The organism is Comamonas sediminis (genome assembly GCF_041107495.1).
In the GTDB taxonomy this organism is placed as follows: Bacteria; Pseudomonadota; Gammaproteobacteria; order Burkholderiales; family Burkholderiaceae_C; genus Comamonas; species Comamonas sediminis.
Window position 1 is genome coordinate 208352 of record NZ_JBGBDC010000009.1, and the last position, 12336, is coordinate 220687.

Consider the following 12336-nt stretch of genomic DNA (forward strand, 5'->3'; position numbering starts at 1 on the left):
AAACACGTTCGCAGGCCTAAGGCATGCAGGATCAGGAAGAGGACAGCTTCATCAGCACCAGACCGCTGACAATCAGCAACGCCGCCACCACGCGCATCGGCGTCAGCGCCTCGCCCAGCACCGTGATGCCGACGAGGAACGCACCCACGGCGCCAATGCCGGTCCAGATGGTGTAGGCCGTGCCCAGCGGCAGGCTGCGCATCGCGACCGACAGCAGGCCAAAGCTGGCAATCATCGCAACGAGGGTGATCGCGCTGTATTTGATGTTGGTGAAGCCATGGGACTGCTTCATCGTGAACGCCCACACCACCTCCAGCACACCGGCAACCAGCAAATAGACCCAGGCCATATCGAACTCCTTGAAAAACGGAAATTTGGAATGGCCAGGCCGTCCTGGCGGTGGTGCGCGCCGCTGCTGCAGCGCCATGCAGGGCCGTCCCTGCGCAACTGGGTACCATGATAGCGGCGCGGCCTGCGCAGGGCCAGGTGGCGGCTGGATCGCCCGCGGCGCTGTGGGTGGTTAGCGCGCCACAGTGGCAGCGCGATCAGGCCAGGGATTCGGCCTCGGTCTCGGCGGGCTCCATCTGCAGCAGGTTGCCGACGGTGGCGCCGTAGTAGGTGGCCACCCTTTTACGCTGCTTGAGCACGGCCTTGTCCTTGCTCACCAGCAACGCGCGGTGCTGGCTGGCCAGGTCCAGAAAGTGCTGGTCGTCCGGGTCGGTGCAGGTAAAGCGGATCTTGGGGGCGGCATCGACATACTGCACGGCCGCATCGAAGGCGGCCATCACGCCCTCGGGTGTTTTGCCGTAGTAGCTGACGCGCGGGGCGATCTGGCTGTAGTGCAGCACCCTTTCGAGCTCGGTGCGCTGGGCCTGGTCGGCAATCCAGCGCAGCGCGCCCTGCGCCACCAGCGCACGGATCGGCGGGATGTGGGGATCGTCGAAGATCAGCATGTCGAGCACCACATTGGTGTCCAGCACCACGGGCCGGGGCAGGGGCCCGGTGTAGCCTTCATTGCAGGAAGGCCACTTGAGCACGACCTTCATCGCTGGCCGCCGGGCGCAGCCTGCTCGCCCCGGGGCTTGAGCGCGCCCTTGATCATGTCAAAGCGGAACAGCCGGCACTCGATCGGGCCGTTCCACATGGGGGTGCGGCGCGATTCCTTCAGGCGCATCTTGCCGGGCAGCTTCAGGTCGGGCGTCAGCATCCAGGCGCTCCAGCCGCTGTAGTTCTTCTTCCAGTGGCTGGCCAGCTGGGTGAAGAACTCCCCGCCATCCTCGGTCTGCGCTGTCTCGCGCCCTGCGCGCTCGACATGGCCCATGCGCTCGGCCGCATTGCGGCCGGCACTGCCGGCGGCGGCAATACGCTCGCCGTACGGCGGGTTGAGCAGCATCATGCCGGGTTGCTCGCTCGGGGGCATGCGCTGCAGCGCATCGCCGCCGCGCAGCTCGATGGTCTCGGCCACACCGGCACGCTCGGCATTGCGCTGGGCAAAGTCGACCATGCGGAAGGAGATGTCCGAGCCATAGATGCCCACCGGGCTCTGGGGCAGGATCTGGCGCTCGGCCTCGTCGAGCATCGCCTCCCAGACATGGCGCTGGAAAGGCACCAGCTTTTCAAACGCAAAGCGGCGCAGGATGCCCGCCGGGATCTTGCGCGCAATCTGGGCGGCCTCGATCACCACGGTGCCGCTGCCGCAGCAGGGGTCGTACAGCGGCTGCGGGTCGTCGCCATGCGGGTCCCAGCCGCTGGCGGCAATCATCGCGGCAGCCAGGGTTTCCTTCAGCGGGGCATCGCCCTTGTCCTCGCGCCAGCCACGCTTGAACAGCGCCTCGCCCGAGGTGTCGATATAAATGGTGGCGCCATCGGTGGTCAGGTGCAGGTGCACGCGCACATCGGGGTGGTGCGTCTCCACGCTGGGGCGCACGCCGTGGCGGCGCTCGCGGAAGCGGTCGGCAATCGCATCCTTGACGCGCAGCGCCGCAAAGTTCAGGCTGGTCAGCGGGCTGTGCTGGGAGGTCACCTCGATCTTGAAGGTCTCCTTGGGCGAGAACCAGATCTCCCAGGCCACCTCGCTGGCAGCGCGGTAGAGATCGTTCTCGTTGCGGTACATGCTGTGCGACAGCTCCACCAGCACGCGCTGGGCCAGGCGGCTGTGCAGGTTCAGCAGCAGCGCATCGCGCCACATGCCGCGCAGCATGACGCCGCCGCGCGCCACCAACAGGTCCTGGCCGCTGGCGCCGGTGATGGCATGGACTTCGTCCGCCAAAAGGCCCTCGACGCCGGCGGCGCAGGGCAAAAACAAATGCAGTTGGTTCATAAGCAGGGGCGCAAGCATACGCGCTTGCGCCATTGTCTGCGCAAGCGCATGGGAATGTGTACTGTGCCAGCCGCCTTCGGGGCCGGGCCCTCGATAGCGCTGCGGTAATGATGGGCCGGCTGCTATAGTCCGACTCCAGAGCGGGCCGCCGCCCCGTGCGCCCAGGCCCTCCCCCCAGACCCCTGAAGAAAGATAAGCGGATGCCCTACCTCGGAGCCGGCGTACACGTCATCATTGCGCTATTTTTTGCCGTCCATGCGGTGCGCAGCGGCCAGAACAACTACTGGCTGTTTGTGCTGCTGGCCTTCCCCTTCCTGGGCAGCGTGGTGTATTTTTTCGCCATCTACCTGCCCAATTCACGGCTGCAGCGCCATGCCCGCAGCCTGGCGAGCAACGCCGTCAAGGCGCTGGACCCGACCCGCGAGGTGCGCGAAGCCCAGGCCGCCTACGACTACAGCCCCACCGCGCAGAACCAGATCCGCCTGGCCCAGGCGCTGCTGGCCACCGGCCAGGCCGAGCAGGCCTTTGGCCACTTCGAGGCCAGCATGAAGGGCCCGTTTGCCAATGACCTCGATATCCGCTGGGGCGCTGCGCAAGCCGCCTACCAGGCCGGCCATCCGCAGCAGGCCTTGCAGCAGCTGCGCGTGATTGCGCAGGCCGACGTGCATTTCCGCGCCGAGGCCGTGGGCCTGCTGGTGGCCAAGGCCTATGCCCAGCTGGGCGACCAGGAGATGGCCCGCAAGAGCTTTGACTTTGCGCGCCAGCACTCGGGCAGCTTCGATGTGATGGCCGAGTATGCGATCTGGGCTGCAGGCCAGGGCGACTGGCAGACCGCCCATGCGCTGCAGGCCGAGCTGAACAAGGCGATGACGCACTGGAGCGGCCAGCAGCGCCAGCTCAACCGCGAGATGCTGCAGCGCCTGAAAACCGCCTTCGCGGCACAGCCCAAGTAAGCGCGCGACCCTGGCGCCCGCTGCAATAGGCCTGCTGGCAGCAGGCCATCAGACCGCCCCGCAGGCCTTGCAGCGCGCCGGTTTGCGCTCGCGCAGACACCCGCCACAGCGCAGTCGCTAAAATCGCTGTCTATGGCAAAAATCATCGTTCTGGCCCTGGTGCTGCTTTTCTTTGGCTGCGGCCTCTACATGCACCTGCGTGGCAAGGTGCGGCACAAGCTGCTGCGCCAGCTGTTTGACCACTCCACCTTCACGGCGCCGTTCAATGTGTTCATGCTGATGTTCAGCAAGGTACCGCGCACGCCGTACCTGCCCACCAGCACCTTCCCCGACCTGGCCCCGCTGCAGGCCAACTGGCGCGAGATCCGCGAAGAGGCCATCGGCCTGCACCAGGCGATGCAGATCAAGGCAGCGGCCAACAACGACGACGCGGGCTTCAACTCCTTCTTCAAGACCGGCTGGAAGCGCTTCTACCTGAAGTGGTACGGCCAGGCCCACCCCTCGGCAATGGAGCTCTGCCCCAAGACCACGGCGCTGGTGCAGTCCATCCCCGGCATCAAGGCGGCCATGTTTGCCGAGCTGCCGCCCGGCGCCAAGCTCAACCTGCACCGCGATCCCTACGCCGGATCGCTGCGCTACCACCTGGCCGTGCTGGCACCCAATGACGACCGCTGCATGATCGAAGTCGATGGCACGCCCTACAGCTGGCGCGAGGGCGAAGGCGTGGTCTTTGACGAGACCTATATGCACTGGGCCGAGAACCGGTCCGAGGGCAACCGCATCGTGCTGTTCTGCGATGTCGAGCGCCCGATGACGAATGGCTTTGCGCAGTGGCTCAACCGCTGGCTGGGCACGCATGTGGTGGCTGCTGCCAGCTCGCCCAACAACGAAGGCGATCCGCGCGGCTTCATCAGCCGCATCTTCAAGGTCTCCTTCTACATGGGCCAGTACCGCCGCCGCTTCAAGGCCTGGAACAAGACGGCCTACAAGCTGACCAAGTTCGGCCTGATGCTGGCCGTGCTGGCCTTGTTCATCTGGTGGCTGTGGCCGAAGTAAAACCGCGGCGCCTCAACGCAAAAACCGCAGTGTGCAACGCCACTGCGGTTTTTTCATGGGCCCGTGCTGCCTGCGTTTACAGCGCTTTGCGCAGGCTGGCCGGCGGAATGCGCATCGCTTCGCGGTACTTGGCCACGGTACGGCGCGCGCATTCAATGCCCTGGGCCTGCAGCAGGTCGGCAATTTTTGCGTCCGACAGCGGCTTCTTCGCGCTTTCCTCGTCCAGCAACTGCTTGATCAGCGCCTTGACCGCCGTGCTGGAGGCGCTGCCGCCCGTCTCGGTGCCCAGGCCCGAGCCGAAGAAGTACTTGAGCTCGAAGGTGCCCTGCGGCGTGGCCATGTACTTGGCCGTGGTCACGCGGCTGATCGTGGATTCGTGCAGACCCAGCTCATCGGCGATCTCGCGCAGCACCATCGGGCGCATCGCCAGCTCGCCATGCACAAAGAAATTGCGCTGGCGCTCCACAATGGCCTGCGAGACACGCAAGATGGTGTCAAAGCGCTGCTGGATGTTCTTGATGAACCAGCGCGCCTCCTGCAGCCGCTGCTGCAGGGCGCCATGGCCCTCGCTGCCCTTGTGGCTGCGCAAGGCATTGGCATAGACATCCTGCACGCGCAGGCGCGGCATCACCTCGGCATTGAGCTGCACGCTGAAGCCGGGCACCGGCAGGCCGCGCTCGTTGCTGGCGCGCACGATGACATCGGGGATGATGGCATTGCGGTCCACATCGGCATAGGGCCGGCCCGGGCGGGGTTCGAGTTTGGCAATCAGCCCCAGCGCGCTGCGCACCGCCGCCTCGTTGCAGCCGGTCAGCTGCATCAGCTTGCGCACATCGCGGCGCGCCAGCAGGTCGAGGGATTCCTGGCAGACCAGCAACGCGGTCTCCAGCGCCAGCGCATCGGCCTCGGGCGTGTCCGAGCCCTCTTCATCCAGCAGCCGCTGCTGGGCCTTGATCTGCAGCTGCATGCATTCGGACAGGTTGCGCGCGCCCACACCAATGGGTTCCAGGCTTTGCAACAGGCGCAGCGCCACCGTCAGGTGGTGCAGCAGCGCTTCGTAGCGTTCGGGGTCGCTGGCATCGCCAAAGCTTTGTGCCAGCTCGGCGAGTGTTTCTTCGAGGTAGCCGTCGTCGTTCAGCGATTCGATCAGAAAATAGAGCGCCGCCCGGTCTTCCTGGCACAGGCGCAACGACAGCGCCTGGCGGTGCAGCACATCCTGCAGGCTCAGGTGCTCGCTGCGCCGGTCGGACATCGGCGTCTCGTCGTCGTCATCGCCCGCACTGGCACGGGCCGGCAGCTCGCCGCCCCACTCTTCCCAGTCCGATGCCGAATCGCCCGCAGCCGCCTCGGCATCTACGCCGGTTTCCTTGCCGGCGCCAAAGTCCAGCGGCAGATCCGATGCACCCGGCTCGAAATCGCTGGTGTTGCCGGGGTCGGTGCCGGTCACGAGGTCGGCAACCTTGTCGGCCGCATCTGCAGCCTCGGTGGACTCGGCAGATTCAGCAGATTCGGCGGCGTCCTTGCCCGGTTCGGATTCGGGCGCATCATCGCCCTCGCGCTCCAGAAACGGGTTTTCGTCGAGCATCTGCTCGACTTCCTGCGTCAGCTCCTGCGTGGACAGCTGCAGCAGGCGGATCGACTGCTGCAGCTGAGGCGTCAGAGTCAGGTTCTGCGATACGCGCAGTGACAGCGAAGGCATCATCGCAGAGCCCCCGCTGCGAGTGCGGCAGCTGGCAACGGATCAGCCCCGCCAGCCCCAAGGTGAGGGGCGGCTTCTTGGCTTGCACGCCCGCCAGGGCGTGCAGTATCACATGCGGAAATGCTCACCCAGGTACACCCTCCGAACCTCTGCGTTCTCCACAATCTCTTGGGGCGTCCCTGCGGCCAGCACCTTGCCATCGCTGATGATGCAGGCATGGTCACAGATACCCAGGGTTTCACGCACATTGTGGTCAGTGATCAGCACGCCAATGCCACGTTCCTTGAGGAAAGCCACAATGCGCTGGATCTCGATCACGGCGATCGGGTCAATGCCGGCGAAAGGTTCGTCGAGCAGGATGAAACGGGGCTGGGTGGCCAGCGCGCGGGCGATTTCGACCCGCCGGCGCTCACCACCAGAGAGCGCGACCGATGGCGACTCGCGCAGATGCTCGACACGCAGCTCCTGCAGCAACGCGGTCAGCTGGCGCTCGACCTCGGCGCGCGACAGCGACTTGCCATGCTCGTCCTTTTGCAGCTCCAGCACGGCGCGTACGTTGTCCTGCACGCTGAGCTTGCGGAAGATCGAGGCTTCCTGCGGCAGGTAGGACAGGCCCAGCTGCGAGCGCTGGTGGATCGGCATATTGGCGACCGACTGCCCATCGATGCGGATGTCGCCGCCATCGCTGCGCACCAGGCCGACGATCATGTAGAACGAGGTGGTCTTGCCAGCGCCGTTGGGGCCGAGCAAACCCACCACTTCGCCCTTGCGCACGGACAGCGATACGTCCTTGACCACCTTGCGGCTGCCGTAGGATTTCTCCAGATGCAACACCTCGAGCTGGCTGCGCTGGTCGCTGGTGGCCACCCGGGCGTTGACGGAAATGGTCGACGAATTCTCTGCCACGGTTACTTGGCTCCGTCGTTCAGTTGGGTGCTGGGGCGCAATGGCGTCTTGTCGTCGGCTGCGGGCTTGGCCGGACTGCTGGCCTTGTCGTCCGCCTTGCCATCTGCCTTGGGGGTCAGGATCACACGGACACGGTCCTTCTTGGGCGCGCCGGGCTTGGGATCGGCCGCCTGGGCGCCCTTCTGGCCGGAGACGGTGAAGGTATCGCTCAGGTTGTTGTAGACGATCAGCGGGCCGCTGACCTGGTCGGTCAACGTGGTCTCGCGGTAGCGGCGCAGCTCACCCCGCCGCTCGAAATGCACGGTGTCATCGCGGCCGTTATAGGTGATGACCTCACCTTCGCCTTCGACGAACTCGTCGGGAGCGCCCGGTGCGGAATCACGTTTTTGGCGGAAGAACGCCAGTTTGCCCGGTGCAGCGGTGACCACGCCGTGCTGGAAGCCGTCGCGGTCCTGGCTCACCGTCAGCTGCGCGCCACGGATGATGATGGTGCCCTTGGTCACCACCACATTGCCCGTGAAGACGCTGGTCTGCTTGAGTTCATCATGGCGGCCATCGTCCGCCTCGATGTTCATGGGCTTGGTGCGGTCTGCACGTTCGGCGTGCGACAGCAGCGGCACGGCCAGGGCCACTGCCAGCAACAAAGAGGTAAAAATACGGTGTCTCATAAAGGCATGAATCTTGCTCTGCCCCATTGTAGCCATGCTGGAGCGTTGGACCGTTTTCGGCACAAAAAAGCCCGCGTGCGCGGGCCTTGTCTATCGCGGTGGGAAGTCCGCTCAGCCTTGTGCAGCCAGGAACTCTACCACCTGCAGCACATTGCTCATCGAGCCCGCACGGGTGCCGTCGGTGTAGTACTTGCCGGCCACGCCCAGCGATGGCACACCTTCGACGCCATAGGACTCCTGCAGCTGGGTCGCCTTGCGCACCTGGCCTGCCACGCTGAACGAGTTGTAGGCTTCCTTGAACTTGGCGAGGTTCACGCCGTTCTTGTCCATCCAGGCGAAGATTTCCTCGTCCTTGTTCAGGCGCTGGCGCTCGACATGGATCGCGCGGAACACCTTGACATGCACCTCGGGGATCAGGCCCATCGACTCCAGCGCAAAGTAGATCTTCTGCTGGGGCACAAAGGTGTTGTTGAAGGCGACCGGCACGCGGCGGATCTGCAGGTTCTTCGGAGCCGACTTGGCCCAGGCTTCGAACTGCGGCTCGAACGCATTGCAGTGGGGGCAGCTGTACCAGAAGAATTCGATCACTTCCACCTTGCCAGCGGGTGCATCAGGGGTCACCGGCTTGGCCAGCTTGATGTAGTCCTTGCCTTCCTTGAACTTGGCCTGCGCATTGGCGCCGGTGGCGAAAGGCAGGCTCAGCGCGGAAGCGGCCGTAGCGGAAGCCGCGAAAGTGGAAAACTCACGACGTTTCATGTTTTGTTAACTCCAGTGACAAGTTGCGGTTAGGAGTGCGCGGCACCGCCAAAAGTTCAACGCTGCACGCGGACGATCTGCGCATCGACGCCAGCGCCATCGAGCTTGCCTTTGAGGCCATCGGCATCATCGCGCTTGTTGAAGGGTCCCACGCGCACCCGGTATACCGTGCGGCCATTGACCTCACGCTCGCTCACCCGGGCTTCCCAACCCATCATTGCCAGTTTGGCGCGCTGCGCATCGCCATCGGACTGGGTGCGGAACGCACCGGCCTGCACGAAGTACTGGAAGCCATCGGTGCCATCCGCACTGCGCGCCTTGGCCAGGTCTCCCAGCGGATCGGCGCCCTGGCCGGCCTTGGGATCGAGCTTGGCCACCTGTGTCTTGTCTGCTGGCTTGTCAGCGGGCTTGCTGGCATCCGGCAGCACCACTTCGGGTTTGGCGGGCTTGGCCTCGACCGGCGGGGTGGCGTTGTCGGCCACCGTGCGCGGTGGCTCGGGTACCACCACCCCCTGCGCAGCCGGTGCCACCGCAGCCGGCGCACGCGCAGGGTTCTTGCCGTACAGCGGCGAGTTCGGGTCCCAGTTCTGGTTACGCTGCGCCTCGGCCTTGTCCTTGGCTTCGCCCTTGACGCCACCTTTGTTGACAAACGGCACCGGCACATTGGTGACGTACACGGCGACGGCCAACGCCGCGCCCACGCCCACCAGCAGCCCCAGGATCAGGCCCAGGATGGTTCCACCACGTTGATGTCGTCGCATTGCAGTTATTACCTTTTCTCGCAAAATCACATGCGTTCCGGGGCACTGACGCCCAGCACGGCCAGGCCGTTGCGCAGCACTTGGGCTACCGCTGCCACCAAGGCCAGACGGGCCAATTTGGTGGCTTCGTCGTCGACCAGGATACGCTCTGCATCATAGTAGCTGTGGTAGGCCGAAGCCAGGTCACGCAGGTAGAACGTAACATCATGCGGCGCATTGCCATCGGCAGCATTGGTCAGCATCTCGGGATACTGGGCCAGCATCTGCATCAAGGCCTGGGCCTGGGGGCCTTGCAGCGCGCCCAGGTCGATGCCCGCCAGCGCAGGCAGGCCGGCGCCGCCCTGCTCCTGCCAGCCGCGCAGCACCGAGCAGATGCGCGCATGGGCGTACTGCACGTAGAACACCGGGTTGTCGTTGTTCTGGGCCACGGCCAGATCGACGTCGAAGGTGTATTCGGTATCGGGCTTGCGCGACAGCAGGAAGAAGCGCACCGCATCCTTGCTGGTCCACTCGATCAGGTCGCGCAATGTCACATAGCTGCCGGCGCGCTTGCTGATCTTGACTTCCTCGCCGCCACGCACCACGCGTACCATCGTGTGCAGCACGTAGTCAGGGTAGCCCTGGGGGATGCCGACGTTGACCGCCTGCAGGCCGGCACGCACGCGGGCGATGGTGCCGTGGTGGTCCGTGCCCTGGATGTTGACGGCCTTGCCGTAGCCGCGCAGGAACTTTTGCGTGTGGTAGGCCACATCGGGCAGAAAGTAGGTGTAGGTGCCGTCGGACTTGCGCATCACGCGGTCCTTGTCGTCACCGAAGTCGGTGGTGCGCAGCCACAGCGCGCCATCCTGCTCATAGGTATGGCCGCTGGCGATCAGGCGCTGGACGGTCTCGTCCACATGGCCATTCTGGTACAGGCTCGATTCGAGGTAGTACTCGTCGAACTTGAGGTTGAAGGCCTGCAGGTCCTTGTCCTGCTCGTTGCGCAGGTAGGCCACCGCAAAGTTGCGGATGTTGTCGTAGTCTTCGACATCGCCATTGGCGGTGAACGTGCGGTCATCGGCCTCGATCGTCTGCTTGGCGAGGAACGCCTGGGCAATGTCGCCGATGTAGTCGCCGTTGTAGAAGTTCTTGGCCAGCGGGTTGTCGCTGTCGGTGGGCCAGCAATCGTCACCGGGCTTGAAGCCCTTGGCACGCAGCTGGGTGCTCTTGGTCAGGGTGTCGATCTGCACACCCGCGTCGTTGTAGTAGAACTCGCGGTGCACGGACCAGCCCTGGCTGGCATAGAGGTTGCAGATGGCATCACCCAGCGCGGCCTGGCGGCCGTGGCCCACGTGCAGCGGGCCGGTGGGGTTGGCCGAGACGAACTCGACGATGATCTTTTCATCGCGCTGCGGCTGCATGCCAAAGCGCTCGCCCTGGGACAGCACCTCCTGCACCACCTGCTGCTTGGCAGCGGGCTTGAGGCGCAGGTTCAAAAAGCCGGGGCCAGCGATCTCGATCGCATCCACCCATTGCGCAAACGCGGGCGTGGCTTCCAGCGCGGCCTTGAGCTGCTCGCCCAGTGCGCGGGGATTGGCCTTGAGCGGCTTGGCCAGCTGCATCGCGGCGGTCACCGCATAGTCACCATGCGCGGCCACCTTGGGCGTTTCAAAGGCCGCGCGGCAACCTGCGCCAGGCGACAATTTCTCGAGCTCGGCAGCAAGCACTGCGAGCAAATCTTTTTTGACTTGCAACATATTTGAAACTTAGACGAAGCAGTTACCAGCGCTGGGCCGGTTTACCAGCCCCGGGCATAAAACACGGCGACGGCGGCGATCACGGGAATCAGGTGGGCTTGCCACATGACCCATTTGCGCGTGGCGCGCACCTCGGCGTCCCCAGGCAAAGCGCCATTGTCGCGCAATTGCCGTAACCAGCGGCGGAACACGGCTGTCGGCTTGAACGACAGCACCACACCGACGACAACCAGGGTCATCTTCAGGTGGAACAGCGGCTGGCTGACATACCAGGTCACCCCCTTGGCCCCCAGAAACAGGCGCAGCAGGCCGGTGGCCAGCACCGCCAGCGCGGCAAAGGCGTAGACCAGATCGAGGCGCGCCAGGCGCTGCACGACAGCCGCATTCATCCACTCACCCCGGCACAGCGCCGCCTCGCTGGAGAGAAAAACCACCATGGTCAACAAGGCCAGCAGGTGCAGACAGGCCAGAACAGCTTCCAAAGTCATCGTGTTACTCCATCTTCTTCCAAAAATCGGCACGTTCGTAGTGCTGCTTGACGAAATCGATCCACAAGCGCACCCGCAGCGGCAGGTGCTTGCGCTGCTGGAACATCACATAAATGCCATTGGGAGGTGCGGCAAAGTCCTCCAGCACCTCCACCAGACGGCCGGCCGCGATCTCCGCCTCGACCTCCCAGGTACTGCGCCAGGCAATGCCCCAGCCTTGCTGGCACCAGTCATGCAATACTTGGCCATCCGAGCAATCGAGCGGCCCGCCGGGCTTGAGGTAGACCACCTCGCTGCCGCCCGCCGCAGCCGGCATGCGAAAAGCCCATCCCCGCGTCTGCGAGGCCTCGCTCGACAGGGTCAGGCAGTCATGCTGGTTCAGCTCGCTGGGGTGGCGGGGAATGCCACGGCGGCGCAGGTACTCAGGGGTCGCCACGCACAGGCGCCGGTTGTCCGCCACGCGCACGCTCACCAGCGACGAGTCGGGCAGATCGCCCACGCGGATCGCGCAGTCATAGCCCTCGCCGGCCAGGTCTACCAGCCGGTCGCTCAGGTTCAGCGAGATCGTGACCTCGGGATGGCGCGCATGGTAGAGCGGCAGCAGCGGCGCGACATGGCGCCGCCCAAAGCCGGCTGGCGCGGTCACGCGCAGATGCCCGGTGGCCTTGATGCCGCCGGCGCTGACGCTGGCCTCGACACTGGCCAGCTCGGCCAGCAGGCGCTGGCAGTCCTCGAGAAAGGCCGCGCCCTCGTAGGTCAAGGTCAGCTTGCGGGTGGTGCGCACGAGCAGCTTGACGCCCAGGCGCTCCTCCAGCGCATCGAGCCGGCGGCCCATGATGGCCGGGGCCACGCCTTCGGCCTTGGCAGCCGCCGTGAGGCTGCCGCGCGAGGCGATGGCGACAAATGATTCGAGCTGCTTGAGGCGATCCATACCAGAACACAGAAAATATGCAAAGCCTGCCGGCCCACGCTTGAGCGACGCGCTGGCTGGGC

General features: G+C 65.0%; 13 protein-coding genes. 2 read left to right on the top strand and 11 right to left on the bottom strand.

Annotation, left to right across the window (positions count from 1 at the left end; genetic code table 11):
• Positions 1–31 precede the first annotated feature (31 nt).
• From AB7A72_RS20105 to AB7A72_RS20115, 3 genes are all read right to left on the bottom strand, one after another.
• Complete coding sequence (locus AB7A72_RS20105) at positions 32–349, bottom strand: DMT family transporter (RefSeq protein ID WP_239810458.1); 318 nt, start codon at positions 347–349, stop codon at positions 32–34.
• 196 nt (positions 350–545) lie between these two features.
• Positions 546–1046 carry a putative toxin-antitoxin system toxin component, PIN family gene (locus tag AB7A72_RS20110; protein WP_239810457.1) on the bottom strand — a complete coding sequence of 167 codons (501 nt, stop codon included), beginning with the start codon at positions 1044–1046 and terminating at the stop codon, positions 546–548.
• Positions 1043–2320 carry a THUMP domain-containing class I SAM-dependent RNA methyltransferase gene (locus AB7A72_RS20115; RefSeq protein ID WP_230778463.1) on the bottom strand — a complete coding sequence of 426 codons (1278 nt, stop codon included), beginning with the start codon at positions 2318–2320 and terminating at the stop codon, positions 1043–1045. Before AB7A72_RS20115 ends, AB7A72_RS20110 begins: the two co-directional genes overlap by 4 nt.
• Positions 2321–2520: 200 nt before the next feature.
• On the opposite strand from AB7A72_RS20115, the gene AB7A72_RS20120 reads away from it, so the two are divergent.
• Together AB7A72_RS20120 and AB7A72_RS20125 are read left to right on the top strand one after the other, a co-directional pair.
• Positions 2521–3273, top strand: a complete 753-nt coding sequence (locus tag AB7A72_RS20120) for a hypothetical protein (protein ID WP_312836233.1) — start codon at positions 2521–2523, stop codon at positions 3271–3273.
• Between the two features lie 141 nt (positions 3274–3414).
• On the top strand, positions 3415–4329 hold the full coding sequence (locus AB7A72_RS20125) for an aspartyl/asparaginyl beta-hydroxylase domain-containing protein (protein ID WP_373450829.1): 915 nt from the start codon (positions 3415–3417) through the stop codon (positions 4327–4329).
• 76 nt (positions 4330–4405) lie between these two features.
• On the opposite strand, the gene rpoN is transcribed toward AB7A72_RS20125, so the two are convergent.
• From rpoN to AB7A72_RS20165, 8 genes are all read right to left on the bottom strand, one after another.
• Positions 4406–6031 (bottom strand): RNA polymerase factor sigma-54, encoded by a 1626-nt coding sequence (rpoN, locus tag AB7A72_RS20130; protein WP_369460938.1) that lies wholly within the window; start codon positions 6029–6031, stop codon positions 4406–4408.
• Between the two features lie 105 nt (positions 6032–6136).
• On the bottom strand, positions 6137–6913 hold the full coding sequence (gene lptB / locus AB7A72_RS20135; protein ID WP_373450828.1) for an LPS export ABC transporter ATP-binding protein: 777 nt from the start codon (positions 6911–6913) through the stop codon (positions 6137–6139).
• 23 nt (positions 6914–6936) lie between these two features.
• Positions 6937–7602, bottom strand: a complete 666-nt coding sequence (gene lptA, locus AB7A72_RS20140) for a lipopolysaccharide transport periplasmic protein LptA (protein WP_369460939.1) — start codon at positions 7600–7602, stop codon at positions 6937–6939.
• Between the two features lie 111 nt (positions 7603–7713).
• Positions 7714–8358 carry a thiol:disulfide interchange protein DsbA/DsbL gene (locus AB7A72_RS20145; RefSeq protein WP_239810451.1) on the bottom strand — a complete coding sequence of 215 codons (645 nt, stop codon included), beginning with the start codon at positions 8356–8358 and terminating at the stop codon, positions 7714–7716.
• 56 nt (positions 8359–8414) lie between these two features.
• Positions 8415–9119: an SPOR domain-containing protein gene (locus AB7A72_RS20150; protein WP_312416716.1), complete on the bottom strand. Its 705-nt coding sequence runs from the start codon at positions 9117–9119 to the stop codon at positions 8415–8417.
• Between the two features lie 26 nt (positions 9120–9145).
• The gene (argS, locus tag AB7A72_RS20155; RefSeq protein ID WP_369460940.1) at positions 9146–10855 is read right to left on the bottom strand and encodes an arginine--tRNA ligase; all 1710 of its coding nucleotides are present in this window, start codon (positions 10853–10855) and stop codon (positions 9146–9148) included.
• A 41-nt stretch (positions 10856–10896) separates the two neighbouring features.
• Entirely contained in the window at positions 10897–11343 is a 447-nt protein-coding gene (locus tag AB7A72_RS20160) for a DUF2214 family protein (protein WP_239810448.1), read from the bottom strand.
• A 4-nt stretch (positions 11344–11347) separates the two neighbouring features.
• Positions 11348–12274: a LysR family transcriptional regulator gene (locus tag AB7A72_RS20165; RefSeq protein ID WP_239810447.1), complete on the bottom strand. Its 927-nt coding sequence runs from the start codon at positions 12272–12274 to the stop codon at positions 11348–11350.
• Positions 12275–12336: the final 62 nt, after the last annotated feature.